This is a genomic window from Thiomicrorhabdus sp. ZW0627 (assembly GCF_029767005.1).
GTDB lineage: Bacteria > Pseudomonadota > Gammaproteobacteria > Thiomicrospirales > Thiomicrospiraceae > Thiomicrorhabdus.
This window is the reverse complement of the sequence record NZ_JARUQR010000001.1, coordinates 442,888-468,496: the sequence shown is the minus strand read 5'-3', so window position 1 is coordinate 468,496 and position 25,609 is coordinate 442,888. Positions and strand designations below refer to the sequence as shown.

The window sequence follows — 25,609 nt, the reverse complement described above, 5'->3', positions numbered from 1 at the left end:
TCTGAGTGCCCCGGATTCAATCCAGTAGACAAATTTATTTAATTACGTTTGTTGTGTTGTTGATCGGTTTATCGATTACAGCAGTCCGTTATGGCTATCTTCAAGAAAAGAACAAAGAGGTTTTGCAGGAACAGTTTAGAGAGCATGCGAATAAGTTCTTCTGGGCCGTCCAACAGGGGGTTCAAAGCGAGGTGGAACGACTCAATGGATTAGCCGCCGTGTTCAAATTCAGTGAATTGGTTACCCGTGATGAATTTAATAATTACGCCCAAGTATTGACCGCTTCTAAACACGCCATTCAGGCATTAAGCTGGATTCCTATTGTTCATGCCGATCAGCGTGCTGAATTTGAGGCGAAAATCCGTTCCCAGGGTTTTGATGGCTTTCAAATTAAAATCATGATGGACGATACTTTAGTCCCGGCCCCACGAGCCCAAACCTATTTACCCGTTACTTATGTTTATCCGCTGACATCAAACCGAAAAGCATTCGGACTCGATGTGAATTCTATCCCAATTGAAAAGGCCGCAACGGAAACAGCAAAAAAACTGAGAAGGGATGTCATCTCAGCTCCCGTTCAGCTTGTTCAGGAATCGGCCACGCAAAAAGGGGTGATTGTCTTCAGCCCGGTCTTTGATAAATCGCCTTCCCGAACTTTGCAAGGCTATGTTTCATTGGTTCTGAGAATGGGGGATTTCCTGACCTACTTGAAACGTGATTACCTTCTGAATCAAAACATTCAATACGCCATCACTGACGTCACTCAAGCTACTGAACAGATGGTGAACGAGATTACGTTGGATCGTAACGATTTGTCAGACATTTATCAAATGAGTCGAACTTTGACTGTTGGAGGAAGGCTTTGGCGCTTGACCGCTTATGCAGATAGTTTGTTGTTGAATAAGTTTCAACCCGGTCAAACCATGTTGAGCAAACACCCATTATTGAACGGATTCGCGATAAGCTCCCTAGTGGCTTTATTACTCTACGGTTACTTGCGTTACCGTCGGGACCATTACCGCAGTGAGAAGAAAATTCAGTTGCAGAGAGGACGTTACCAACAGTTGATAGAACAAAGCTCGGAAGGCTTTTATTTGACGGATTGCGAGGGCCAGATATTAAGTGTCAATGAGACGGCGTGCAAGATGCTCGGTTATTCCAGAGAGGATTTGCTGGAACGCAACTTGTCTGACATTGATGGTAAGTATTCATTGGACGAGTTGAAATCTATGTGCGTCAATCTTTCTCCGGGAGAAAAGCTTTTGGTCGACAGTATTCATTTGAAACTGGACGGATCGGCTTTACCGGTTGAGATCAGTGCCAGCAAGATTGAACTGGATGAACGTTATGTCGTGGCATCATTCGTTCGTGATTTGACAGAACGTGTCACGTTCAGGGCTTTGTCGATCGACAATACAGAGCTGCAAGCCGAGCTTAAAAAATATACCAAAGAGTTACAAGAGCAGAAAAACGCTTTCGAAACGGTCTTTCAAAAATCGACGGATGGTATTTTCCTGATTGAAGGCCGACGGGTGATTGATTGTAACGAGGCGACGGTTAAAACCTTCGGTTATGATTTTAAAGATCAGATTATCAAACGCCCTAACCACTTGTTGTCGCCGCCGTTTCAGCCGGACGGTGAAAGCTCTATGGTGAAAGGCAACAGAATGTTGCAGCGTTGTCTGGATGAAGGTTCTCATAGTTTCGAATGGGTTAACTTACGTGCTAACGGAGAGCCTTTCTGGACAGACGTGGTTCTGACTCGCTTGGAACTTTACGGGCGGACGATCATCCACGCGGCTTTTCGTGATATTTCAAAGCGTAAGCAGCTGGAATCGGATTTGATCAGAGCCAAAGAATCGGCTGAAAAGGCCAACCAGATCAAATCGGAATTTTTGGCAAATATGTCGCATGAAATTCGTACGCCTCTGCACGGTATTTTGAGTTATGCCAATATGGGAGAGAGCCGGATTGAAAGCGCTTCTAAAGAGAAGCTGGCGCGTTATTTTTCCTTGATTGACCGCAGTGCTCAGCGTTTGATGCACTTGTTGAATGAACTGTTGGACTCAGCCAAGCTTGAAACCGGTAAGATGGACTTTAATCTGGTGCAACAGGACCTTCTAAGCGTCATTGAAATGGCCGTATCTGAACAGGAAGCGATTTTGCTGCAGAACCGACTGTCGGTTAGTGTGCCGGATCATCATCAGGAAGCGTATTTTGACCGACAGCGAATCGCTCAGGTATTGGCAAATTTGCTCTCCAATGCGATCAAGTTTTCGCCGGAAGGCGGACAAATCAAGATTAGCTATGAACCTTACCAAGAGTCGTATTTGCTGGTGTCGGTTTCCGATCAAGGATCGGGGATTCCCGAGGATGAATTAATCAGCGTATTTGATAAGTTCGTGCAGAGCCGAAAACAGGAGTCTTCGGTTAAAGGAAGCGGTTTGGGCTTGTCCATTTCAAAAGAGATCATTTTGGCGCATGGGGGAGAGATTTGGGCCGAGAATATAGCCGGGGGCGGTGCCGTATTCAAATTCACTTTGTTGCTCTCACCTGAGATGGCGCTGAATCCTCCTAATTTTTAAAGGACTGTAACTTTTATGAGTGACAAACCCTATTTACTGGCAGTAGACGATGAGTTGATCAATCGGTACGTACTCGAGGATTTACTTGAAGAGCATTACGAATTTAGCCTGTTACAAAGTGGACAGGCCTGTTTGGATGCCGTTGAAGAGCGTAAGCCTGATTTGATCTTGTTGGACATTGATATGCCGGGTATGGACGGGTTTGAAGTCTGCGAACGATTGCAAGGCAACGCAAAGACAAGTGATATTCCGATTATTTTTCTGACGGCTAAAATTGAAGTGTCGGATCAGAAAAAGGGATTTGAAATCGGGGCGGTGGATTACATTACCAAGCCGTTTACCGAACCGTTGCTTCTGGCTCGTATTCGAACGCATTTGAGTTTATCCAGCTCTAAAAAGATGTTGGCTAATCAAAATTCAGAATTGAATAAAGAACATGCCTATATTGAAAATATTTTGCTCAATATGAGGGATGATGCCCAGTTTGTAAGTGACAATCTAAGGTTGTTGATGACTCCGTTGAACCGAACCAATGGGGATCTGGTTCTTTCAACGATCACTCCGGGCGGCAAACGTTACCTACTAATTGGTGATTTTACCGGGCATGCCTTGCCAGCAGCATTGGGAGGACCGTTGGTATCGGCCTTGTTTTATGCTTTGGCCGAGCAGGAAGTACCACTTACTCAAATCGTTCAGGAAATTAATAATCAGTTGTTTACCAAGATGCCGGTTGAGCTGTTTATGGCAAGTTTGGTGATGGAATGGCAGGTCACACAAGGTCGTATTCTGGTCTGGAACTGCGGTATGTCCGACCTGATGCACTTTAGAAACCATCAGTTGATTGAGTCGGTCAGCTCGGCTTATTTGCCTTTGGGAATTGTCGAGCATGAAGAACCGTTATTGCCATGTGCCGAATTAGAGGTTAAAAGCGACGATCGCTTGTTTGGTTATTCCGATGGCGTCATCGATGCACGTTCCGAGCAGGGTGAACTGTTTGGTAAAACACGTTTAAAGTCGCTTCTGGAAGAGCTGCTGGCGGAAAAGCATTCATTGGACCGAATTAATCAGGTATTGAACAATTTTGCCGGTGAACAGGGGTTGAATGATGATGTCACCCTGATGGATTTGAAAATCTGACACCTGTCTGTATATATTTCTTTCTTTTCTTTTTCTATACCGTTTGACCATTGAATTTAGTGGGTTTTTCGTGCAATAAATGTATAGCTTCTTGTATAATTCCCCAACGTTTTAAAAGGTGAAAAAACTATTTCTACCTGTTTTGGTCAGGTTATTGCTTAATGCAGCTTAGTCCATAAATTCAATTAAAAATCAGTTGCAGATAGCAAAGATGTATAGGGAACTTTGGTGATGGCCAGATTTGATTTTAGCGAACCGAGTATTTTAAGAAACCTGTTTTTAGCCTTTATGGCTTTCGGGTTTGTTATGGGGATAGCATTCCCGTTTTTTGCCGACTTATTCGTCGAGTGGAAAGAGGGCATGCTAATTTGGTTTATTTTGTCCTGTATCGTGGCCGGTATTAGTATCGGTTTGATGAACTTCTGGTTAGTAAACAAGATGTTACTTCAGCGTCTTAAGCGCATCGCCGAAGTTGCAAACGCGATCAGCCAGAACGATATCTCTCATACCTGTGTTATGCAAAGTAACGATTTTATCGGGGATATGGCGAAAAGTTTTAACCTGATGTCTCATAACCTGCGCACAATGATTACGCGTATTGCCGATGTGACGGAACAGCTCAATAATGCATCGACCGAGATGGTGTCGGTAACACAAACGACGCAAAGTGGCGTCGAGCAACAGAAGCAGGACACGCAAAGTGTTGCCAACGCGATGGAAAGCATGAATGATGCAGTCATGGAAATGTCTAATCAGGCCCAAGCAGCGTTGAGTTCGGCCAGTGAGGCGAATTCAGCGACTGAAAAAGGCACGAAGGTGGTTGGCGATACGGTTTCTTCAATTGGTAAGTTGGCCCAGGAAGTGGAGCAGGCTGCCACTGTTATCAAGCGTCTTGAACAGGATAGCGAAACTATCGGAACCGTGTTGGATGTGATTAAGGATATTGCGGAGCAGACCAATTTGTTGGCATTGAATGCGGCAATTGAAGCGGCGCGTGCTGGTGAGCACGGTCGAGGGTTTGCCGTGGTGGCGGACGAAGTTCGAATCCTAGCCAGCCGTACTCAGGATTCCACCAAAGAGATCGAATCGACAATAGAGCGTTTGCAGGTTGCATCCCGTGAAGCGGTTGGAGTGATGAACCGAGGTCGTGAACAGGCGCATAACAGCGTTAACCAAGCAAATGAAGCAGGTATCTCTTTGAAAGCGATTGATTCGGCTGTAAACACCATCAATCAGATGAACAGTCATATTGCATCGGCATCGGATAACCAGCGTCGTCAGGCGGCTGTGGTCAATGAAAACGTCGAGCATATCAGCGAAGTGGCGCAAAATGTTGCCGCCGGGGCGGCAAGAACGTACGATTGCAGTTCTCAGGTTGGGCAGTTGGCCGTTCAATTGAGTAAACTAATCGGCCAGTTCAAAACCAAATAAAACGTACACATAATTTTTGCAGTAAAAAAGGGAATCCATGTTGATTGGATTCCCTTTTTTTATGCTCGTTTTTATAGTTAATACGTTTTTTAACGGTTTATCGTAATTTTAAATATACCGTATGCGGAATGACCGACCTTTCAGTTTGCCCTGTGCTAATTTATCCATAGCCGCTTTGATTAAATCGCGTCTGATCGCAACATAAGAACGATTATCGAAGATTTGGATTTTACCGACTTTACTGCCGGCAATGCCTTTCTCTCCGGTTAATGCGCCTAAAATATCACCCGGACGTAGCTTTTGCTTTTTTCCACCGTCAATTTGTAATGTCGCCATTAGCGGCTTGCTTGGGGCGTTGCTTAAAATTTTATTTGAAGGCAGTGTTTCCGGTTCGATCGTTTGGCCTAAATAGTCACCGAGCAGTGCCACTTTATAGCTTTCTTTATCGCTGTACAGTGAGCAAGCGATTCCTTTGCTGCCTGCACGTCCTGTACGACCGATTCGGTGAACATGAACTTCGGTGTCGCGTGCGATGTGGTAGTTGATAACCGCATCCAGACTGTCTATATCCAGACCGCGAGCGGCCACATCCGTTGCCACCAGGATCGAGATACTTTTATTGGCAAACTGCACCAGGGTTTGATCTCGATCCCTTTGTTCCAAGTCACCGTGTAACGCAGCAGCGCTGAAACCATATCCGGTTAATTTGTCCGCGACGTTTTGAGCTTCGAGTTTGGTGTTGCAGAAAATAACGCTGGATTCCGGAGTATGGTGCAAAAGCAGTAAGCGAATGGCTGTCATACGTTGTTCGTCATCGTCGACCTTGTAAAAGTGCTGACGAATGCTGGAGTCGTCGTGAGTGGATGCCGCTTGCGCCATGACCGGATTGTTCATGATGCGTTCCGAAATCGCCTGTATCTGTTCCGGATAAGTTGCGCTGAAGAGCAGCGTTTGACGATTCTTTGGGGTGAGTTCGATAATTGCATCCAGTGCAGATTGAAAGCCCATTTCCAACATTCGATCGGCTTCATCCAAGACCAGCATATTGAGCTTGTCTAATTTCAATGTGCCTTTGCGCAGGTGCTCTTCAACACGTCCGGGCGTTCCAACAATAATGTGGGCACCGTGTTCTAGTGATGCGATTTGAGGACCGAAAGGGGTTCCGCCGCACAAGGATAATACCTTGATGTTATGAATGGTACGAGCAAGTCGACGAATCTCTTTAGCGACTTGGTCGGCTAATTCCCGAGTGGGGCAGAGTACGAGAGATTGTACATGGAAACGTTTGACATCCAGTTTTGATAATAAACCTAAAGAGAAGGCCGCCGTTTTACCTGAGCCGGTTTTCCCTTGGGCAATCACGTCTTTACCGGCCAGAATAGGTGGCAGGCTTTGCGCTTGAATAGGCGTCATGCATTCATAGCCGAGTGAAGTCAGGTTTTTTAGCAGGTCTGCGTGCAATTTTAGGGAGGAAAAAGCGCTGTCGCTCATGAGAATATCCTTTAAATAACGGCGAGTTTTGCAAGCCGTTGGAACTATTCGATGCCATGGTTTCAATGGTGTCGCTTGGCAAGCTGCCAATAAAAAAGGCGAGACCCAAATGGCCTCGCCTTTTAAATACCCTCAATTCTTTCTTGGATTGAGGCCGGCCTTTGATATCAGGCCAAATAGCGTTTTAAATTAAAGCGCTACGATGTTCTCTGCCTGAGGACCTTTTTGACCCTGAGTAACAGTGAATTCAACCTTTTGACCTTCAGTCAATGTTTTGAATCCAGAACCAGTGATTGCGTTGAAATGAGCAAAAACATCTGGTCCATTTTCTTGTTCGATGAAACCGAAACCTTTTGTTTCGTTGAACCACTTAACGGTGCCTGTGATTGTATTAGACATAGTAATATCCTATAAAAATTTAAAAAAGTAATTGAGCCTTCGAAAGGCAAATGGATGGAAATGTGGTTATTACTTATGGAGAACAGGACTAGACTAAAAAAGACATCGAAATGGAGCGCATAAATAGAAGACAAACTTCCAACTCGATTGACTATACGCGGTTTTTTAATTAAGTCAAGGATTTACTGGAATTAATAATCTGAGTTGCCGTATTTTCGGAAGCTTATGCAGTGTATGGTTAAACCATATCGTTACTTCAAACCGAGCAGGCCTGCCCGGTTTGCTTTTGGTTTGGTGAGCAGAACTTTTATTAGAAAACGCCCAGAAGGTCATGAAAAATCGTGACCGCGATTTCAAATGCAATCAGCCAGATGATGATCCATTCCAGTAAGGAAGAGTGTTTGTGTTTTTGCTCTTCGGCCATCATGTCGAACAATTCATGGATGGTTTCCAATTTTTTGCTGAGTACTTCGATGCGTTGTTTGATCTCCAGGTAATCCGAGACCATGATGTAGAAGTGGTCCAGTTCGGGGTATTCCCAGAAGAAGTCGGGTATGTCCAATAGATCGTAGTTAAGCATGACATTGCTTTTGGTGATAAAAAGCAGACCTCTCAATTTTGCCAACTCCTTGCCACTGAGTTTCGATTTACCTGTGTCGGCAATATTGGCAGGAATGTAAGCCGTATCGTTGATGGTTTGTTGTACCTGGTATTCAAAATGCATCAGCTTGGTGGACTGGGCGATTCCGTGGGAAATCGCTAGCCGGCTCATCATTTCATCGTTTGACAGAGAAATGTGGTCGTTCTTTATGATTAGTTTGTCGCTGCCGGTCGAATAGCTGAATTCGTCTTCGATTAGATAATCCAACGGCTTGATGGCAAACGGTTCAAGTTTGTGCAGCAATTCAAGCCGGTCGACGATATCCAGATTGAAAAACACTATGACACCGTAATCGAAGATAAACGCATCTCCTTGTTTCCATTCGATATTGAGTACTTTTCGGTAAGCGGTGCAGCGAAGGTTTTCTAGAAGGTGTTGTTGAAGTTCGTCGAAATTGAAATTGTCACAGTAGCAGAGTGCATAGAGGGTGTGGTTCACGCTCATATTGATCGATCCTCTTTGGATATCGGTGCGCAAAAATAAAGAGTTGTGGTAACGGATGACGCAAATCAATTATCGCATTTTATCGTTCGCTGTCGAGCTATTTGACCTTATCCATTGGAGTGTTATTGAGGTGTTCGATAAAGGAGGAATGGGCAGTTCGAAAACGAACAGGCCTGTTCGTTTTCGATGTTGCTCGATGCGGTCAGTGATCGTGTCGCTCGGTTTGGTCTTCCGGATTCTTATATTTGTCCAGCAGGCTTTGAGTGTAGCGGAACGAAAGCCACAAAGCAGGGAAGGTGACACAGAAAGTAAATAGCGCTGTTAGGGCGCTTTTCAGGGCACCGTCACCTTGATAGACCACTACGGCCGCTACGACTAGACTAAGGACGATACTGTTGCGCAGTGCGCGTTTAACCGGTGACAGTTCCATGCCTGTTTCCTTTTAGTATGAATTCGATTTAAGGCGTTTTGCCGAGTTTCAACGGCAAGGTTTTATCGATGCCGTATTCCTGCATGGAGCCATCATACAACTTGACATGATTGAATCCCAGACTTTCAAGCATCGCCATACTGCGAGAGGCTCTGTGTCCCGAATTGCAGTAAACGATGATCGGTTGTTGCTTGTCTGAGATGCCCAATGACTTCAGATGATCCAGCAGTTTATTTTGAGGCAGTTGTTTGAATCCGTTGGTGACATCCAGTGCTTCGCTCCAGTCGAACCAGCGTGCAGACGGGATATGACCGGTACGCTTCTGTTTTTTATCTCCGATGTATTCCGGTTCGCTACGAGCGTCCAGCAGGGTGATTTTTGGATCGTCGATAGCGGCAAGAACTTCCTTTTTGTCTGCGGTCAGCACGTCGGTAAGGTTATTCGTCGGTAGTGGGTAATGGCTGATTGGCAGGCGTTTTGGAACAGTCTGTGTGACTGGCTTGCCCTTAAGAATCCATTCAACGATTCCACCGTCAAGCAGGCTGACTTTATTGTGGCCTAACTTTTTTAATTCCCACAATAAACGGCTGGCATTGAGATTGCCGATATCGTCGTATAGAACTATGTGGTCTTGAGGTTGGATGCCCAGCTGGGAAAGCACCATCACCATGTATTTTTCACCACCGCTGAGTGCCAGACCGTTCTGCGGGCGAATCAGCCAGTCGTAGTTGACCCATATGGCGCTTGGAAGGTGGAATTTCTGATAGGCCTGTTGGGAACTCAAATCGACCAGTAGCAGTTTATCTTGGTGTTTAGTTACCCAGTCGGCGGTGACAAACACATCGTTCTGAGAAGTAGTTTGGGCGTTTGCTGTATGGAAAAACAGACCGCTCAGGAAAAGGGTTAGGATTAGGGAAAACCGTTTGAATGTTTTCATATGACGTCTCTGTGTGTTTATTTGATCAATAAGGATTGAAGGCAGCGCAAATAGGTCTGCTCGTCGGGTTCGACCTGGTCGCGTTGCGCCATCCATAAGGATTCGGCCAGGCAATCCATCATGGCGTGTTCGGTTGCTTGAACGTCGCCAAGACGTTGCCCAAGTTGCTCGTAAACCGCTTGGATGCCATGCGGACGATCCAGCGCCACTTGTTCCTGCAAGGCGAGGTGCATGCCCATATGTAGGAAAGGGTTGGTTTCGCCGTCTTCCGGTTTGTATTCATTGCCCAGATGCTTTTCATTGCTGAGCATGCTGTGGTATTCAGGATGCATTTCGATGACGCGTGCCACCATCTGCTCCATCGCATCCATCGGTTGGCCGGTGCGGGCCTTTTGCCAGGTGTCGGCATAGAATTGACGAAGTCGATCTCGTTCGGTGGTGTAAAACATAGCTAACAGGCCTGTCTGGTTTAATTTATTCGGTTTTGTCTTTGTATTCGCACAGATCATAGATGCAACAGGCGCCACAACGGGGTTTACGGGCGGTGCAAGTGTATCTACCATGCAGAATCAACAGATGGTGTGCTGGAATAAGGAACTGCTTCGGAACGAATTTGAGCAGGTTTTTCTCCACTTCCAGAACGGTTTTTCCCGGTGCGATTTTAGTACGGTTAGAGACCCGGAAAATATGGGTGTCCACCGCCATGGTCGGTTGGCCGAAAGCGGTATTGAGCACGACATTGGCGGTTTTTCGGCCTACGCCCGGCAAGGCTTCAAGATCCTTGCGATTGTCCGGCACCTCTGAGTTGTGCAGTTCCACAAGCATTTTGCAGGTTTTAATGACGTTTTCAGCTTTGGTATTAAACAGACCGATGGTTTTGATGTACTCTTTCAGTCCGTCCACGCCCAAGGCATAGATGGCTTCGGGCGTGTTGGCGACAGGAAACAGTTTGGCGGTGGCGATGTTGACGCCTTTATCTGTTGCCTGAGCGGATAAAATTACGGCAATCAGCAATTCAAACGGAGTGGTGTAGTTGAGCTCGGTTTCCGGTTCCGGAATCGCTTCACTCAGGCGCTCGAAAATTTCCAGTCGTTTCTGTTTATTCATAGTGCTGTATTGTGTGTCTATTTTGTTGTTTTGCGGTACTTATTTGTGTTGCATCGGTGACGTCACCGCAACCTGAATACCCAATTGGTTTTGCTGTTTGGCTACTTTTTTTGCATCCACATAGTTCTTGAATGCGATCAATAATCCCAGACCGATAAAGGCACCCGGTGGCAAGACTGCCAACAGTACGCCCTGGTAGTTGTCACCGAAGTGGATCGTCCAGCTACGGGCGCTTTCACCGAACATCAGGTAGGCCTGGTCAAAGAGTGTGCCGTTGCCGATCATTTCTCGTAGGGCACCCAATAAAACCAGAACGAACAGGAAACCGATTCCCATGAAGAAGGCGTCCAATGCGGCTTTGTCCAATGAGTTTTTGGAAGCGTAGGCTTCGGCGCGACCAAGGATCGCGCAGTTGGTGACGATCAAAGGGATGAAAATGCCGAGTATGCCGTGCAGGGTATGGAAGTAGGCATTCATCAATAAGTCGATGATGGTCACGGCCGTTGCAATGATGGCGATGAACACTGGGATGCGGATTTCGTCGGAGACGTGCTGACGGATCAAGGAAACCAAGATATTGGACGTCATCAAGACAACCAGTGTCGCCAATCCCAGTCCTAAACCGTTGATGGCGTTATTGGAGACAGCTAACAGAGGACACAGTCCAAGTAGGGCAACCAAAGCCTGATTATTTTTCCATAGGCCGTTTTGGGCAATCAGCTTGTAATCATCCAGTCGGCTTTTAGTTGGCTCCGTGGATGTCTGAACTTCGGTTGCCGTTACGTTTGTGGAATCACTCATACAGTTTTTCCCCCTGTTGATTGATTAGGCGAAGCGCATTCTTCACGGCGGCTACGACAGCACGTGGCGTGATTGTGGCACCGGTGAACTGGTCAAAGTCCCCGCCGTCTTTTTTGACCGCCCAGCGTGGGTCGTTGTCGTCCCGAAGGTTGCGCCCGTCAAACTCTAGAATCCATGGATTCTTGTTCAATTCAATTTTATCGCCTAGTCCCGGTGTTTCTTTGTGTTTCAAAACCCGGACGCCGGAAATACGACCATCCGCCATGACACCGATCAATAGGTGGACTTCTCCGCTGTATCCATTTGGAGCGATGGCGGTTAGAATCAGGCCGCTTGGTTTGCCGTTCTTGCGTGCCCGGTACACGGTCACCGGCATTTCACTGCCAAGCATTTTCAACATGGCTGGGTCTGTGATGGTTTTAGTATCATTCAGGGGTTCATTGTCGTAAAGGTTTTTCGGCAACACCTGGTCGAAGGTTTCCATTAGCGTCGTTTTTTCAGCCTCGCTGACAAGCGGGTCGGTGATATATTTGATGCCCAGCAACAGAACGATACTGACCAGCACGAACAAGCTGAGTTTGCCGGCGGAACGCAGCATGGTTTGTAGCAGCAATTTGGTTTTAGATTCCTTCATTTCCGTATCACTCATCGTTTATGTCCGAATACGCGCGGTTGTGTGTATTGGTCGATTAGAGGAACCGCGATATTCATGAGCAGTATGGCAAATGCGATGCCGTCCGGGAAAGCGCCCCAATTACGGATAACGTAAACCAGTACGGCGATGCCCGCGGCATAAATCAATTTACCTTTTGGGGTCGTACTGGCTGTGACCGGGTCGGTTATGATGAAGAATGCGGCCAACATGGTTCCGCCGGTCAACAGTACCACGTCCATAGGAGGGTACAGTTCGGGGTCTACTTGGTTGAAGACAAAACTAATGATTGCAAGTGTCCCCAGGAACCCGATCGGGTATTGCCAGCTGATTACGCCGGAATAAAGCATCCATAAGCCGCCGAGCAGGAAGGCAAGGTTAATCCAGGCCCAGCTGTTCAGCCCTCCAAGTGTGGTTTGCATATCCTTGCTTAGTGTGTCTGTAATTGGCTGTCCTTGTGATAGGCCGGTGCGCATCTCATTAAGAGGCGTTGCACCAGTGTACATGTCCAATGAGACATCCGGAATGTGTCCGGTAAAGATGTACTGAGCAGACTGCATGAAGTCGAGCGTGTGTTGTGTGAATTCAACCGGCATGGTCCATTGAGTCATCTGAACCGGAAAGGAGATCAGTAGGAACGCATAACCAAGCATGGCCGGGTTGAATGGATTGTAGCCCAGTCCACCATAGAGGTGTTTGCCGAAGATGAGTGCGAATGCGCTACCCGTGACGACAATCCACCAAGGTGCATCCGGCGGAATACAGAACACCAGGCCGGTAATGGTGATCAGTGCGCTCATGTCTGTGATGAACGGCAGAACCGGACGACCGCGCAGTTTGAGCATGAAGTATTCGACGGCCAGTGCGGTGGTGAGTGCCAGCATCCATTGGATGACAATACCGAAACCAAACAGGTAGATGTGCGCTAAGAGCGCTGGGAAGGCCGCTATTTGAACTTGCAACATGACCTTGCGTACATTCTGATTGTTGTGCGCGTAAGGTGAGGAAGAGACGGTAGGCTGGTTCACTGAGGATTCTCCTGTTGCTCGTCACTGTCTTGTTTTTCAGCTTGTTGTTTTGCTTTACGTTCAGCAGCGCGTTTTCGTGCCGCCTCCATGGCCGCTTTGCGTTTGTCGACCGAAGTGTCGGTTTCCGTCTGTTCTGCAGAAGTATCAACCGGTTTGATTTGCTCTTCCGTTTTATCGCTATTTTGGGATTTAGCTGCCGCACGCTTTTTAGCAGCGGCTTTAGCGGCCTCCATAGCGGCTTTGCGTTTGTCTCCTGATGAATCTGTTTCAGGTTTTTCTGTTGCAGCGTCAGGTGATAGCGATTCGGTTTCTTTATTTTTGGTCTTGGCTGCTTCAGCTCGTTTTTTTGCAGCGGCTTTGGCCGCTTGCATCGCTGATTTGCGGGCGTCTTCTTTTTTGGACGCATCCGTTTCAGCAGTTTTCTGCGTCAGATCGGTCGGTTCTTCGGATTTTTGAGCTTTGGCTTGAGCGCGTTTTTTCGCTGCCATCATGGCCGCTTGTTTGGCCGCCGATTTTGTGTCTGCCTGCTTTGGTTTGGATTCTTCCGGCTGGGATGCCGTTTTTTCCGCTGCCGATTTTTGTGCCGCTTGTTTGGCCGCTTCAATCGCTTTCATACGGGCAGAGGGAACTTTATTGGTTTCCTGTCCTTCGGACTGGGAGGTTTTAGTCTTGGCGGCGGCACGCTTGGCCGCCGCTGCTTTGGCAGCTGCAGCCGCTGCGGATGCCGGTTTCTTGGTGGTATCTGCTGTTGCTTCCGATGATTTGGATGTCTGTTTTTTAACCGCTTCTTTTTTGGCTTTCAAGCGAGCTTCACGTTCCTGTTTTTCTCGCTCGATTCGCGCCAGTCTGAATTCATGGCGTTGTTTTGCCAGTTCGACCGCTTCTCTTTCGGCGTGAATTTCCTTGATTTCGGATTTTGCATGGCGGTAGTACTGGACAAGCGGTATGTGACTTGGACAGACATAGCTGCAGCAACCGCATTCGATACAGTCGAAAACGTTGAGTTTTTCGACCTTGTCGAATTCATGAGCCTGACTGTGCCAATACATTTGTTGTGGCAACAAGTTGACCGGGCAGGCATCCATACAGTCGCCACAGCGGATGCAAGGCATTTGCATTTCAACGGGCTCAGGTGGGTTGGCCAGAATACAGTTGGTGGTTTTGATGACAGGGACGTCGTTGTTCGCGACCTTGAAGCCCATCATCGGCCCACCCATGACTAGAGGGTAGTTGAGTTCGCTTTTAGGCGATGCCTCTCGAGCCAGAGCGGAGAACGGAGTTCCCATCATCACATTCATGTTATACGGTTGTTTCAAGCCGAGTCCTGATACGGTCACAAGGCGTGAAGTCAAAGGTTCGCCGAATTTGACCGCGTGATAGATGGCGGCATAGGTGGCGACGTTCATCATCAGCATGCCGACATCGACGGCATGCGCTTTGTGCGGCATTTCGACACCGGTCAATTCCAATGTGAGCTGTTTTTGTCCGCCCATCGGATAGACGGTCTCGACGACTTTGATTTCGACCTTGGTATTCGACGCAGCTTGTTTCATCGCTTTGATTGCTGCGGGTTTGTTGGATTCGATTCCACAAATAATGCGTTCCGCTCCCAAAGCTTCTGCGGTGATCAACGCGCCCTGAATGATGTCGCCGGCCTGAGTCTGCATTAAAAGGTCATCACAGGTGATGAACGGTTCACACTCGGCCCCGTTGATCAGCAGAGTATGGATTTTGCCGGCTTGATTCGGAATCTTGGCGTAGGTAGGGAATCCTGCGCCTCCCATGCCGACGATACCGGCATTCAGCAATATTGCTTTCAATGCCAGAGGCGAATCTGGAATGGAGCCGTCTACACCGAGTACATTGTCGATCGATTCATCCTGACCATCCGGTTCCAAAATGATCGCTTGATCTTGTAGCCCGGAAGGGTGCGGCAGGGTAACCGGTTCGATGGCGACAATCGTTCCGGAAGTTGGTGCGTGAACGGGAACGCTCAGAGCTTTGAATGGATCTTTGGACGGTTGTGCTAGAAGTTGGTTTTTTTTGACCTTGTCGCCGACCTGGACTTTGACTTCCGGCGTCAATCCCACCTGTTGTTGCAGAGGCAAGATAAGACGCTCGGGTATGATCTGTTTTCGGATCGGTTGGCTCGCAGACAAGGACTTATTGTATTTTGGAAATACGCCGCCGTTGAAACTGTGCATCCAACGCTTGGCTGCCGGATTGAACTTAGCCACTAACTTGATAACGGAGGAGAGCAAGTTCATTTACCTTTCTCCTTGTCAGCATTCGGTTCCGGCCATTTCCAGTTCTTTGTGGTGACCTCGACTGGAATCATGTCGATACAGTCAACCGGGCAGACTGGAACGCATTTTTCGCAACCGGTGCACTCTTGTTGGATGACGGTATGCATCATTTTGGTAGCACCCAGAATCGCATCGACAGGGCATTCCTTGATGCACAATACGCAACCGATACAAAGGTCTTCGTCAATGATCGCAGTCTCTTTCGGCTTTGGTTCCGATGCGGCTTCATCCATGGCCTTGGGTTCGAGGCCTGTGATCTCGGAAATTTCGATCATGACTTCGGTGCCGCCGGGTATGCACAAATTGACCTCTGCCTCACCGTTTGCCAGTGCGTCTGCATAAGGTCTACAGCCAGGGTAGCCACACTGGCCGCATTGGGTTTGGGGCAAAACCTTGTCGATCTGGTCGGCCATCGGATTGCCTTCCACTTTGAAACGTATGGAAGCGTAACCTAATAGGATGCCGAACAGAACCGCCAGGCCTAGGAAAATCAGAATGGCTTCGATCATTTAACTAAACCACCGAATCCCATAAATGCCATCGACATCAACCCGGCTGTGATCAAAGCGATCGGTGCGCCTTTGAATGGGGCGGGAACATCCGAAGCGTCCACTCTTTCACGAATTGAAGCGAACAGGATCATTACAAGCGTAAAACCGATTGCCGCCCCGAATCCGTATACCGCCGATGCGATAAAATCGTTCTTTTCACCGACATTCAGCAAGGCAACCCCAAGAACCGCACAGTTTGTGGTGATGAGCGGCAGGTAGATTCCCAATACTTGATACAGAGCAGGGCTGGTTTTGTGGATTGCCATCTCGGTGAAACCGACGACGGCGGCGATTGCCAGAATAAATCCAATTGTTTGTAGGTACTCAAGCCCGAACGGATGCAACAGATAGGTATAGATGATGTAACTGAGTACGGAAGAGAGCGTCATGACAAATGTGGTCGCCAATCCCATTCCCAATGCCGCATCGGTTTTCTTGGACACGCCCATGAAAGGGCATAGTCCCAGGAATTTGACCAACACGAAATTGTTCACCAGTACGGTACTGATCAGAATCAGGATATATTCTTGCATATACGCTCGCTTCGTTCAGCTATCACCCAATTGATTTGGCTCCAAGCCGTTATTTAACACGCATGCCCGGTTGTGCGCCTTCGTCTGGAGACAGGACAAACAGGTCGCTACCGCCAGGGCCAGCAGCAAGGACCATACCTTCTGACATGCCGAAGCGCATTTTACGTGGCTTGAGATTGGCGACCATGACGGTCATCTTGCCGATTAGTTGCTCTGGTTCGTAAGCCGACTTGATTCCGGCAAAGACCTGACGTTGCTCGAAGCCGATATCCAAAGTCAGTTTCAGTAGTTTATTGGCTTCCGGAACGGCTTCCGCATTGACAATCTTAGCAACACGAAGGTCAACCTTGGCGAAATCTTCAATAGAAATTTCTTCTGCCAGTGGATCAAATTCCTGTGGGGCCTGCGTGGCAGGAGCGGATGCCTTCGGTGCGTTAGCCGTCAGGCTTTGTTGTGAGTCTTCAACCATTTTCTCAATCTTTTCCATTTCCAAACGGGTCAACAAGGCTTTGAACTTGTTGATTGGATGTCCTTTAAGAGGCGTGGCTACGTCCTGCCAGCGCCACTCGTCGATATTAAGGAAGGTTCTTGCCTGTTCCGCCGTGGCCGGAATGACCGGTGCAAGATAGGTCATCAAAATACGGAACAGATTGATTCCGATACTGACCGATTCATGCAGCTCCTGCTCCTTGCCTTCTTCTTTTGCAAGTACCCAAGGTGCGGTTTCGGCGATGTATTCGTTGGCGCGATCCGCCAAGGCCATGATTTCACGCATGGCCTGACCGTAATCGCGTTTTTCGTATAGTTCGGCAATCATTTCAGCTTCGTTTGCAAAACTGTCGTAAAGCGCTTGGGCTTCATCGCTCCAGTCTGTGCTCAGTTTGCCGTCGAACTTCTTGACGACGAAGCCGGCACAACGGCTGGCGATGTTGACGACCTTACCGACTAAGTCCGAGTTGACTCTCTGTGCGAAGTCTTCCAGGTTCAAATCGATATCGTCGATACGACTGCTCAGTTTTGCTGCGAAATAATAACGCAGGTATTCCGGGTTCAAGTGGTTCAAGTAGGTCTTCGCCATGATGAAGGTGCCGCGTGACTTGGACATTTTCTGTCCGTCTACGGTCAGGAATCCGTGGGCGTAAATCGCATCCGGCGTGCGGAAACCTGCTCCGGATAGCATTGCAGGCCAGAATAGGGCGTGGAAGTAGATGATGTCCTTACCGATGAAGTGGTACAGTTCCGCATCACTGTCGGCTTTCCAGTAGTCGTCGAAGTTCAAGCCGGATTTTTCGCAGTAGGCTTTGAAACTCGCCATATAACCGACCGGAGCGTCTAGCCATACGTAGAAGAATTTGTCTTTTTCACCCGGAATCTGGAAACCGAAGTAAGGTGCATCACGGGAGATGTCCCAGCCGCGAAGACCGGATTCAAACCATTCGTCCAGTTTGTTGGCGATTTGGGTTTGCAGATGGCCTTTATGCGTCCAGTTTTTTAGCATCTCTTCGAAGTGCGCCAGTTCGAAGAATAGGTGGTCAGTCTCTTTTTCAACCGGCGTGGCGCCGGAAACTACGGATTTCGGGTTCAATAATTCCGTTGGGCTGTAGGTCGCGCCGCAGACTTCACAGTTATCACCGTACTGATCTTCCGCCTTACATTTCGGGCAGGTTCCTTTGATGAAACGATCCGGTAGGAACATCTCTTTTTCAGGATCGTAGTACTGAGTAATGGTTTTGCGGCTTATGTGGCCCTTTTCTTTAAGCTGGGTGTAAATATAGCCGGCCAGCTCTTCATTTTCCGGTGAATTGGTGCTGTGGTAATGGTCGAAGGCAATATTGAATCCGGCGAAATCGGCCTGATGCTCTTCGGATGATTTTGCAATCAATTGTTCTGGTGTGATGCCTTCGGCTTGGGCACGCAACATGATCGGCGTACCGTGGGCGTCGTCAGCGCAAACATAAGTACACTGATGTCCGCGCATTTTCTGGAAACGAGACCAGATGTCTGTCTGGATGTATTCGACTAAATGCCCCAGGTGGATTGGACCGTTAGCATAAGGTAATGCACTGGTAATCAAGATCTTTCTAGGGGATTGCTTTGCAATAGAAGAATTCGGTTTTTCAGACATCTTAAAAGAATCCATTTTCAGTTGTAAGTTAATAAGTTTTTAATCGAATGCAAACGCCGCCAGTTCAAGCGTAAACGATTGTTCGAAAGTAACCTGATATTATAGCTGCTTTATGGGGGGTGGTGTGTATTTGTTGGCTTAAATTATGTGGTTTTACCTGTTGGTTGATGATCAAAGTGACCACTTTAATACGTGTTTTTGCAGATAGTGTTTGAATCGAGTTTTAGTCTCATTTATTATGGGGTCAATTTGACAGGTTTTTCGAGAGGCAGATTGTGGGTGTTGAGTGTAAGGTTTTAAATCATGATGTCATTATTTCGATCATCGGAAGTTTTGATGTCAGTTGCTATGATGCATTCAACGATTCCTACAAGGCGTATCTTTCGTCCGTTGACAATGTTTTTACGATCGATATGCGGGAGACGACCTATCTGGACAGTTCTGCACTGGGGATGTTGTTGTTGCTTAGGGAACGTACCGGAGGCGACCGAAAGCGTGTCAAGATCATGAACGTCACCGAGCCTGTTATGGAAATCCTGAAGATGGCACACTTCGATCAGTTGTTTGTGATCGAGTCGGTGCAGGGCGGTTAGTAGGAAGATCGATTTTCGCAGAAGGAAATCGTATATAAAAAAAGCACGCTTTTAGCGTGCTTTTTTGTTTGTTGGTTTCGTTTCTTTTTTATGTGTTCTGAATGACAATCTCGGGGAACAGGTTGCCGTAGTTGCGTTTGGTGACACCGATCTTGGCGCCGATCTGGTGAGCCATGTTACGGTATTTTTGTGCAATCGAGCTGCTCGGTTCTGCTGTGACAGTCGGTTTTCCTATGTCCGCTTCTTCACGGATGCGCTTGTCGAGCGGTAACGAGCCAAGGAAGTCTACATTGTAGGTTTCTGCCAGTTTTTGGCCGCCATGTTCGCCGAATACCGCCTCTTCGTGTCCGCAATTAGTGCAGATGTGGGTAGACATGTTTTCGATGATTCCAAGAATTGGGATTTCCACTTTTTCGAACATCTTCAGACCTTTCTTCGCGTCGATTAAGGAAACTTGTTGCGGTGTGGTGACGATGACCGCGCCTGTGACCGGAATTTGTTGTGCCAGTGTGAGTTGGACATCGCCGGTTCCTGGTGGAAGGTCAATGATCAGATAGTCCAGATCGTTCCAGTCAGTTTCTTTTAGTAGTTGGGTCAAAGTTTGGGTGACAATCGGCCCGCGCCAGATCATTGGTGAATCTTCTTCAATCAGTGCGCCAATCGACATGACCTGCAAGCCATAGGCCTCAAGCGGTTTCATGGTTTTGCCGTTTTCGGATTGAGGTTTCTCTTTGATGTTCAGCATGGTGGGAATGCTTGGGCCGTAGATGTCGGCATCGAGGATGCCGACTCTCGCACCTTCCTGTTGCAGTGCTAGAGCCAGGTTGACGCTGGTGGTGGATTTACCGACGCCGCCTTTTCCGGAAGCGACGGCAATGATGTTTTTGATGTTTTGTAATGGAGATGTGCCTTTCTGGGCGTCGTGAGCGACGATTTGCGTCTCCCAGTTGATTTTGACAGACTCGATTTCAGCTATCTGTTTTAGGTTGTGTATGGCGTTCTGTTCGATGGTTGGCCACAGGCTTTTGCATGGATAGGGCATCTTCAGGGTGAGTTCAAGCAACCCTTTTTTAAATTGCATGTCACTAACCGACTTGAGTTCGATCAGGTCTTTTTCGCTGGTCGGGTCAATGGTTTTTTTGAGTTGTTGTTCGATTTCTGCTTGCAGGGTTTCAGAAATTCCGTTGCCGAATAGTTTGTTTAAAATTCCCACTGAGAGCCTCTTTCGTTTTTGGTTTGCGTTTTTGTGCGCTGAATCTAAATTACCCGCCATTTTATCAGGTGTTTGCAGGATAAAAAATCAGACTCTTTAAGTGGTTATTTCAATGGTGCAGGAATGGGGAAAAGGTAAGAGGTTTTTTGGAGTACAGGTGTTTGCGTTTGAAACCGAACAGGCCTGTTCGGAATGATTGGTTAGAATTGGCGTTAAGCGAACGCTTCATCAGCATAAAAAGTGGATTTGTAGATGCTATAATCTTGCATTTCGGGTATTTTGCAAATTCCCGGTTTTTTTCAAGTATCATTTGAAAAACCAGCTGCCAACAAAAATCCATTACTGTATACAAAGTGAATTTATTTTGAGTTCTTCGAATACATCTGTTCAGTCTTCCGGTCGTGAGAATATCTCCGCGACACGTTCTGTCATCACTCAATTGCCATCTCATCTGGCCGATCAGATCGCTGCGGGTGAAGTCGTAGAGCGCCCGGCTTCAGTGGTCAAGGAGTTGTTGGAGAATGCATTGGATTCCGGTGCGAGTCAAATCGATGTGGTGATTGAGCAGGGGGGCGAAAAATCCATTCAGGTAATCGATAATGGTTGTGGTATTCCCAAAGAGGAATTGAACTTGGCGGTGAGCCGTCACGCGACCAGCAAAATCAAGACGGTGAAAGATTTGGCTGCTGTGGCGACATTAGGGTTTCGTGGCGAGGCGTTGGCCAGTATTAGTTCGGTATCACGATTTGAAATTGTCAGCAAAAGCGACGAGAAGGGAGCAGCTTGGCGGTTAGGTGCGGAAGGCGAAGGCGCTTGGAGTGAGTTGACACCGGTTGCCGGTACGATGGGAACTCAGGTGTCGGTTGAAGACCTGTTTTTTAATACACCGGCCCGAAAGCGTTTCCTACGTTCGCAGCAAACCGAGTTCTCCCATATCGACCAACTGGTTAAGCGTGTTATGTTGAGTCGCCCCGAGGTGGGTTTCAAACTGGTGCACAACAGTAAGGTCGTACGTCATGTGCTTCCTGTGATTGATGACGCCACACGTCAGAAACGCCTGGCGCAACTAATGGGACAGCCTTTTGTTCAACAAAGTCTGGAAGTTGAATTTGAAGCGCAGGATATCAGAGTGAGCGGTTGGGTTGGGTTGCCGACGTTTAATCGCAGTCAGACAGATATGCAGTATTTGTTTGTTAACGGACGGATAGTGCGTGATCGTATGCTTTCCTATGCCGTCAAACAGGCTTATGCCGATGTTTTGTATCATGGCCGTCATCCGGCGTATCTGTTATTTTTGGAAGTCCCTCACGAACTGGTCGATGTGAACGTGCATCCTGCTAAATACGAAGTTCGTTTTGCAAACGGCCGTTGGGTTTATGATTTTCTGAGACGTTCGGTGCGCGAAGCCGTTAGTCGCCCGGTCAGTGCGGAACAAGGTAGCGGCCGCAGTTTATCGGGTATGAATTCGGTGGAGATGCCGACCTCGCCTCAAGTTCAGTCGTCTATGCAGTTCCAGGCGCCTGTTGGCGCATCGTCAGAAATCTCTTCCGGAGCCGGTTTTCAGTATTCTGGTTACGGGCAATCGGCTTCGAATAATGAAGTTTCAGAGGCTTTGAAGGCCTATTCAGCCTCAACATCGGGCGTGATACAAAGAGAGTCCGGATCAATTGCTGAAACAGATGAAGAATTTAAGCTTGGGTTTGCGAAAATGCAGCTTCATGGTGTGTTTATTTTGGCGGAAAATAAACATGGGCTGGTTTTGGTGGATATGCATGCCGCTCATGAAAGAGTGGTTTACGAACGTTTGAAAACTCAATGGCAACAGCAGTCACTAGTCAGCCAGCCATTGCTGGTACCGATGGTATTAGCTTTGGAGAGTTCCCAGATTTCGGTATGGCAGGAATTTCAGCCATGGTTTGAAAAACTCGGATTTGAGATGGAACCGATGGGGCCGGAACAATTGAAAGTTAGTGCGATTCCGGCCTTGCTGGGTAAAAATGATATCGCCGGTTTGGTGAACGACATGTTGGCGGATTTGGCTGTGGCAGGAGAGTCGCAACAGGTCGAAGAAAAAATTAATGTCATTCTTTCGACTATGGCGTGTCACGGTTCGGTCAGAGCGAACCGCCAGTTGACGGTTGAAGAGATGAATGCGTTGTTACGTGAAATGGAGCGGACCGAACGTTCAGACCAGTGTAACCATGGCCGCCCGACCTGGGTGCAGCTTTCGATGGAACAGCTGGACGGCTTGTTTATGCGCGGGCAGTAAGTATCGGATTTGTGTAAAAGGGAAAAAATGTCCATACAGAACATGATTGAGAAACGCCAGTGTTTGGCCTTAATGGGCCCCACCGCATCAGGTAAGAGTCAGCTTTCGATGGATTTGGCGGCCAAGTATCCAATCGAGATAATCAGTGTGGATTCCGCTTTGATTTATCGGGATATGGATATTGGTACCGCGAAGCCAAGTGCCGAAGAGCTGGCTGCGGTTCCGCACCACCTGATCGATACACACGATGCGGCTGAGAGTTATTCCGCCTCGGAGTTTGTGGAAGACGTTCATCGTTTGGTTGAGGAGATCTTTGCTCGTAACCGTTTGCCGGTTTTGGTCGGTGGAACCATGATGTATTTCAATGCCTTGCAGCAAGGGATGTCGGATTTGCCTTCGGCGGACGAATCTGTACGTGCGAAATTGCAGGCGCAGTGGGAGAGTGAGCCTGAAGCTCTGCACGAACGTTTACAGATGGTTGATCCGGTTTCTGCCGAGCGTATTCACCCTAACGATCCTCAGCGTTTGATTCGTGCCTTGGAGGTGTATGAGGTTTCCGGTAAAACCTTGACGGAGTTGCGTGCTCAGCCGAAGTCGAATTTGCCGAAATTTGATCTGTTGAAGGTGGCATTAATCCCTGAGGATAGAGTACGTCTGCACAAGCAGATCGCGATCCGTTTCCAGTCCATGTTGGAGTCCGGTTTTCTGCAAGAGGTGAAGGCTTTGATGTCCCGCAGTGACTTGAATCCGGAAATGACGTCCATTCGCAGTGTAGGTTATCGACAGGCCTGGTCGTTTTTATCGGGTGAGTATGATTATGAAACCTTCGTTGAGAAAGGGTTGGTGGCGACTCGTCAGTTGGCGAAACGTCAGCTGACCTGGTTGAGGAAGGAAGAAGGCTTGATCGTTTTGGATCCGTTTGAGGTTTCAAGGGAAGATCGGTTGCAGGTGGTAGTCAAGTTGATTGAATCTGCCTGAAAAGACGATAAAATGGTCGTGCGGTGCCTATTTTTGTCAATTTAATAAGACGGATTGCTAAAAACGCTAAAAACAAAGTAATGCACTGTGTTATTCTTGCTAAATTAGCTTGTCTTGCTAAATTAGCTTGAATTTAAAGTTTTAGTTAATATAGTTTTACTATGCTTTACTTTGTAAAGTGTATTTATTTAAAGACTCGGATAATTAAAACAACGACCGGGTAATAAAAAAACAAAATAAAAAATAGGAAATAATCATGGAGAGTAAGAAGGTGGCAAAGGCTTTACCTATTCAAGATCCGTATCTGAATGCGTTGCGTAAAGAAAAAATCAGCGTATCCATTTACCTGGTGAACGGAGTTAAATTGCAAGGGCGAGTGGATTCGTTCGACCAGTTTGTCGTTTTGCTGAGAAGTAACGTGACGCAGATGGTTTACAAGCATGCCATTTCTACTATCGTGCCAATGCGTGATCCAAAGCCTTATGAGGCGGGTGCAGAAGAGAACAGTACCGCAGATGCCTAATCTGTGTGACTCGATCGAGCAGCCGCTGATGGGGCTATGTGCTAGCGCTGCTTAAGGAAACTGTACTGTTTAATGGAATTATTTGATCGTCTCGATCGACGTGAGCTGGATCGTGCTATTCTGGTTCACGTCGATTTTCACAATGAAGCGGACCGTGAAGAATTGGATGAGTTTTATGAGCTCGTGGATTCTGCCGGAGCCGAAATCTGTCAGTTAATCACAACCAAACGTCAAACACCTGATTCTAAATTCTTTATCGGTAAAGGTAAAGCGGAAGAGGTTAAAGAAGCCGTCGAATTACACGATGCGGACGTTGTGATTGTCAATCACGCGCTGTCTCCCGCACAGGAAAGAAATCTTTCGACCTACTTGGATTGCCAGGTTCTGGATCGTGTCGGCCTGATTCTCGATATTTTTGCGCAAAGGGCGAGATCCCATGAGGGTAAGCTGCAGGTTGAACTGGCTCAGCTCAAACGCATGTCTACACGCCTGGTGAAAGGGTGGTCTCACTTGGACCGTCAGGGCGGTATCGGAGCGAGAGGGCCGGGTGAAACACAGCTTGAAACCGATAGACGTTTGGTGCAAGGTCGTATCAAGCAGTTGGAAGCACGAATCGAAAAGGTTCGAAAACAACGAAATCTAGGAAGAAGAGCGCGTACGAAGTCGGAATTACCGACGATTACGATTGTTGGATACACTAATGCCGGAAAGTCGACCTTATTCAATCATATGACGACAGCGGGTGTGTATGCGGAAGACCGACTTTTCGCAACGCTCGATTCGACATTGCGACGCGTGCATCTGCCTGGTGCGGGTCCGGTCATCTTTGCGGATACGGTCGGATTTATTCGCCATATTCCACACGATCTTGTCACTGCCTTTCGTTCAACATTGGAAGAGACTCGTGAAGCGAGTCTGCTGATTCATTTGGTGGATGCTGCCGACCCTCACAGAGAAGAGAAGATTGCGGATGTTCTCGATGTTATTGAAGAAGTCGGTGCTCAAGATGTTCCTCAGTTGATGGTGTTCAATAAGATCGATATGCTGGATCCGGCAGTAGAGCCAAAGGTCGATTTTAATGATGACGGTAAACCTGAGAGGGTGTGGGTTTCTGCAAAGAACGGCTTGGGAATTGATCTGTTGATGGAGACCGTCGCGTCTTTCTTTAAAGGCGAGTTTTATACGGTCTCTTTGACGCTCGATGTCAGTGCTGGTAAGAGGAGGGCTGAGCTGTATGAGCTTGGCACGATTCTAGAGGAAGGTTTTGACGAATCCGGCAATAGTTTGTTCAAGATGCATCTGACTCGTCAAGAATGGGATGTTGTTCGTAATTGGAACGAATTGCTGGATGCGAAGGTTGTATCGGAAGAGGCAGCTCAATAATTTAAGTTTTGTAAAGTGGCTGTCTCCTGAAA

23 protein-coding genes are annotated in these 25,609 nt (G+C 47.6%); 8 read left to right on the top strand and 15 right to left on the bottom strand.

Annotation, left to right across the window (positions count from 1 at the left end; translation table 11 throughout):
- Positions 1-5 precede the first annotated feature (5 nt).
- The 3 genes from QCB45_RS02300 to QCB45_RS02290 all read left to right on the top strand — a co-directional run bounded on the left by QCB45_RS02300 (position 6) and on the right by QCB45_RS02290 (position 5,153).
- On the top strand, positions 6-2,585 hold the full coding sequence (locus QCB45_RS02300; RefSeq protein WP_279418922.1) for a CHASE domain-containing protein: 2,580 nt from the start codon (positions 6-8) through the stop codon (positions 2,583-2,585).
- A gap of 15 nt (positions 2,586-2,600) precedes the next feature.
- Positions 2,601-3,722: a SpoIIE family protein phosphatase gene (locus QCB45_RS02295; protein ID WP_279418921.1), complete on the top strand. Its 1,122-nt coding sequence runs from the start codon at positions 2,601-2,603 to the stop codon at positions 3,720-3,722.
- A gap of 231 nt (positions 3,723-3,953) precedes the next feature.
- Positions 3,954-5,153, top strand: a complete 1,200-nt coding sequence (locus QCB45_RS02290) for a methyl-accepting chemotaxis protein (protein WP_279418920.1) — start codon at positions 3,954-3,956, stop codon at positions 5,151-5,153.
- Between the two features lie 108 nt (positions 5,154-5,261).
- Here the strand turns inward: QCB45_RS02290 and dbpA are convergent, their stop codons facing one another.
- From dbpA to metG, 14 genes are all read right to left on the bottom strand, one after another.
- Entirely contained in the window at positions 5,262-6,644 is a 1,383-nt protein-coding gene (gene dbpA / locus QCB45_RS02285) for an ATP-dependent RNA helicase DbpA (protein WP_279418919.1), read from the bottom strand.
- Between the two features lie 189 nt (positions 6,645-6,833).
- Positions 6,834-7,043 (bottom strand): cold-shock protein, encoded by a 210-nt coding sequence (locus QCB45_RS02280; protein WP_279418918.1) that lies wholly within the window; start codon positions 7,041-7,043, stop codon positions 6,834-6,836.
- 310 nt (positions 7,044-7,353) lie between these two features.
- The gene (locus QCB45_RS02275; protein ID WP_279418917.1) at positions 7,354-8,148 is read right to left on the bottom strand and encodes an RMD1 family protein; all 795 of its coding nucleotides are present in this window, start codon (positions 8,146-8,148) and stop codon (positions 7,354-7,356) included.
- 202 nt (positions 8,149-8,350) lie between these two features.
- Positions 8,351-8,578 (bottom strand): hypothetical protein, encoded by a 228-nt coding sequence (locus QCB45_RS02270; RefSeq protein WP_279418916.1) that lies wholly within the window; start codon positions 8,576-8,578, stop codon positions 8,351-8,353.
- Between the two features lie 28 nt (positions 8,579-8,606).
- The gene (locus QCB45_RS02265) at positions 8,607-9,515 is read right to left on the bottom strand and encodes a rhodanese-like domain-containing protein (protein WP_279418915.1); all 909 of its coding nucleotides are present in this window, start codon (positions 9,513-9,515) and stop codon (positions 8,607-8,609) included.
- Positions 9,516-9,532: 17 nt separating this feature from the next.
- Positions 9,533-9,964 (bottom strand): DUF1841 family protein, encoded by a 432-nt coding sequence (locus QCB45_RS02260; RefSeq protein ID WP_279418914.1) that lies wholly within the window; start codon positions 9,962-9,964, stop codon positions 9,533-9,535.
- Positions 9,965-9,989: 25 nt separating this feature from the next.
- On the bottom strand, positions 9,990-10,622 hold the full coding sequence (gene nth / locus QCB45_RS02255; protein ID WP_279418913.1) for an endonuclease III: 633 nt from the start codon (positions 10,620-10,622) through the stop codon (positions 9,990-9,992).
- A 39-nt stretch (positions 10,623-10,661) separates the two neighbouring features.
- Entirely contained in the window at positions 10,662-11,357 is a 696-nt protein-coding gene (locus QCB45_RS02250) for an electron transport complex subunit E (RefSeq protein WP_279420005.1), read from the bottom strand.
- A gap of 58 nt (positions 11,358-11,415) precedes the next feature.
- The gene (rsxG, locus tag QCB45_RS02245) at positions 11,416-12,072 is read right to left on the bottom strand and encodes an electron transport complex subunit RsxG (RefSeq protein ID WP_279418912.1); all 657 of its coding nucleotides are present in this window, start codon (positions 12,070-12,072) and stop codon (positions 11,416-11,418) included.
- The gene (locus tag QCB45_RS02240) at positions 12,069-13,103 is read right to left on the bottom strand and encodes an RnfABCDGE type electron transport complex subunit D (RefSeq protein WP_279418911.1); all 1,035 of its coding nucleotides are present in this window, start codon (positions 13,101-13,103) and stop codon (positions 12,069-12,071) included. Before QCB45_RS02240 ends, rsxG begins: the two co-directional genes overlap by 4 nt.
- A complete protein-coding gene (gene rsxC, locus QCB45_RS02235) occupies positions 13,100-15,370 on the bottom strand; it encodes an electron transport complex subunit RsxC (RefSeq protein WP_279418910.1) in 2,271 nt (756 codons plus the stop codon). Before rsxC ends, QCB45_RS02240 begins: the two co-directional genes overlap by 4 nt.
- Positions 15,367-15,918 carry an electron transport complex subunit RsxB gene (gene rsxB / locus QCB45_RS02230; protein WP_279418909.1) on the bottom strand — a complete coding sequence of 184 codons (552 nt, stop codon included), beginning with the start codon at positions 15,916-15,918 and terminating at the stop codon, positions 15,367-15,369. The genes rsxC and rsxB overlap by 4 nt, the downstream gene beginning before the upstream one ends.
- Positions 15,915-16,493 (bottom strand): electron transport complex subunit RsxA, encoded by a 579-nt coding sequence (rsxA, locus tag QCB45_RS02225; RefSeq protein ID WP_279418908.1) that lies wholly within the window; start codon positions 16,491-16,493, stop codon positions 15,915-15,917. The genes rsxB and rsxA overlap by 4 nt, the downstream gene beginning before the upstream one ends.
- A gap of 49 nt (positions 16,494-16,542) precedes the next feature.
- On the bottom strand, positions 16,543-18,618 hold the full coding sequence (metG, locus tag QCB45_RS02220; protein WP_279418907.1) for a methionine--tRNA ligase: 2,076 nt from the start codon (positions 18,616-18,618) through the stop codon (positions 16,543-16,545).
- A gap of 275 nt (positions 18,619-18,893) precedes the next feature.
- Here metG and QCB45_RS02215 point away from each other — a divergent pair, with 275 nt between their 5' ends.
- A complete protein-coding gene (locus tag QCB45_RS02215; protein ID WP_279418906.1) occupies positions 18,894-19,211 on the top strand; it encodes an STAS domain-containing protein in 318 nt (105 codons plus the stop codon).
- An 88-nt stretch (positions 19,212-19,299) separates the two neighbouring features.
- Here the strand turns inward: QCB45_RS02215 and apbC are convergent, their stop codons facing one another.
- Positions 19,300-20,424 carry an iron-sulfur cluster carrier protein ApbC gene (gene apbC / locus QCB45_RS02210; RefSeq protein WP_279418905.1) on the bottom strand — a complete coding sequence of 375 codons (1,125 nt, stop codon included), beginning with the start codon at positions 20,422-20,424 and terminating at the stop codon, positions 19,300-19,302.
- Positions 20,425-20,788: 364 nt separating this feature from the next.
- Here apbC and mutL point away from each other — a divergent pair, with 364 nt between their 5' ends.
- From mutL to hflX, 4 genes are all read left to right on the top strand, one after another.
- On the top strand, positions 20,789-22,693 hold the full coding sequence (mutL, locus tag QCB45_RS02205) for a DNA mismatch repair endonuclease MutL (protein ID WP_279418904.1): 1,905 nt from the start codon (positions 20,789-20,791) through the stop codon (positions 22,691-22,693).
- A gap of 27 nt (positions 22,694-22,720) precedes the next feature.
- On the top strand, positions 22,721-23,671 hold the full coding sequence (gene miaA / locus QCB45_RS02200; RefSeq protein WP_279418903.1) for a tRNA (adenosine(37)-N6)-dimethylallyltransferase MiaA: 951 nt from the start codon (positions 22,721-22,723) through the stop codon (positions 23,669-23,671).
- A gap of 256 nt (positions 23,672-23,927) precedes the next feature.
- Entirely contained in the window at positions 23,928-24,194 is a 267-nt protein-coding gene (gene hfq, locus QCB45_RS02195) for an RNA chaperone Hfq (protein ID WP_347710068.1), read from the top strand.
- Between the two features lie 72 nt (positions 24,195-24,266).
- Positions 24,267-25,577, top strand: a complete 1,311-nt coding sequence (hflX, locus tag QCB45_RS02190; protein WP_279418902.1) for a ribosome rescue GTPase HflX — start codon at positions 24,267-24,269, stop codon at positions 25,575-25,577.
- Positions 25,578-25,609: the final 32 nt, after the last annotated feature.

What these genes read in the sequence shown, in the direction of transcription:
- rsxG (WP_279418912.1), bottom strand. Translation starts at nt 12,072, where the DNA reads ATGAGTGATACGGAAATGAAGGAATCTAAAACCAAATTGCTGCTACAA.
- rsxC (WP_279418910.1), bottom strand. Translation starts at nt 15,370, where the DNA reads ATGAACTTGCTCTCCTCCGTTATCAAGTTAGTGGCTAAGTTCAATCCG.
- QCB45_RS02290 (WP_279418920.1), top strand. Translation starts at nt 3,954, where the DNA reads ATGGCCAGATTTGATTTTAGCGAACCGAGTATTTTAAGAAACCTGTTT.
- metG (WP_279418907.1), bottom strand. Translation starts at nt 18,618, where the DNA reads ATGTCTGAAAAACCGAATTCTTCTATTGCAAAGCAATCCCCTAGAAAG.
- QCB45_RS02265 (WP_279418915.1), bottom strand. Translation starts at nt 9,515, where the DNA reads ATGAAAACATTCAAACGGTTTTCCCTAATCCTAACCCTTTTCCTGAGC.
- QCB45_RS02280 (WP_279418918.1), bottom strand. Translation starts at nt 7,043, where the DNA reads ATGTCTAATACAATCACAGGCACCGTTAAGTGGTTCAACGAAACAAAA.
- miaA (WP_279418903.1), top strand. Translation starts at nt 22,721, where the DNA reads ATGTCCATACAGAACATGATTGAGAAACGCCAGTGTTTGGCCTTAATG.
- hflX (WP_279418902.1), top strand. Translation starts at nt 24,267, where the DNA reads ATGGAATTATTTGATCGTCTCGATCGACGTGAGCTGGATCGTGCTATT.
- QCB45_RS02260 (WP_279418914.1), bottom strand. Translation starts at nt 9,964, where the DNA reads ATGTTTTACACCACCGAACGAGATCGACTTCGTCAATTCTATGCCGAC.
- hfq (WP_347710068.1), top strand. Translation starts at nt 23,928, where the DNA reads ATGGAGAGTAAGAAGGTGGCAAAGGCTTTACCTATTCAAGATCCGTAT.
- nth (WP_279418913.1), bottom strand. Translation starts at nt 10,622, where the DNA reads ATGAATAAACAGAAACGACTGGAAATTTTCGAGCGCCTGAGTGAAGCG.
- QCB45_RS02295 (WP_279418921.1), top strand. Translation starts at nt 2,601, where the DNA reads ATGAGTGACAAACCCTATTTACTGGCAGTAGACGATGAGTTGATCAAT.
- QCB45_RS02270 (WP_279418916.1), bottom strand. Translation starts at nt 8,578, where the DNA reads ATGGAACTGTCACCGGTTAAACGCGCACTGCGCAACAGTATCGTCCTT.
- QCB45_RS02275 (WP_279418917.1), bottom strand. Translation starts at nt 8,148, where the DNA reads ATGAGCGTGAACCACACCCTCTATGCACTCTGCTACTGTGACAATTTC.
- dbpA (WP_279418919.1), bottom strand. Translation starts at nt 6,644, where the DNA reads ATGAGCGACAGCGCTTTTTCCTCCCTAAAATTGCACGCAGACCTGCTA.
- rsxA (WP_279418908.1), bottom strand. Translation starts at nt 16,493, where the DNA reads ATGCAAGAATATATCCTGATTCTGATCAGTACCGTACTGGTGAACAAT.
- rsxB (WP_279418909.1), bottom strand. Translation starts at nt 15,918, where the DNA reads ATGATCGAAGCCATTCTGATTTTCCTAGGCCTGGCGGTTCTGTTCGGC.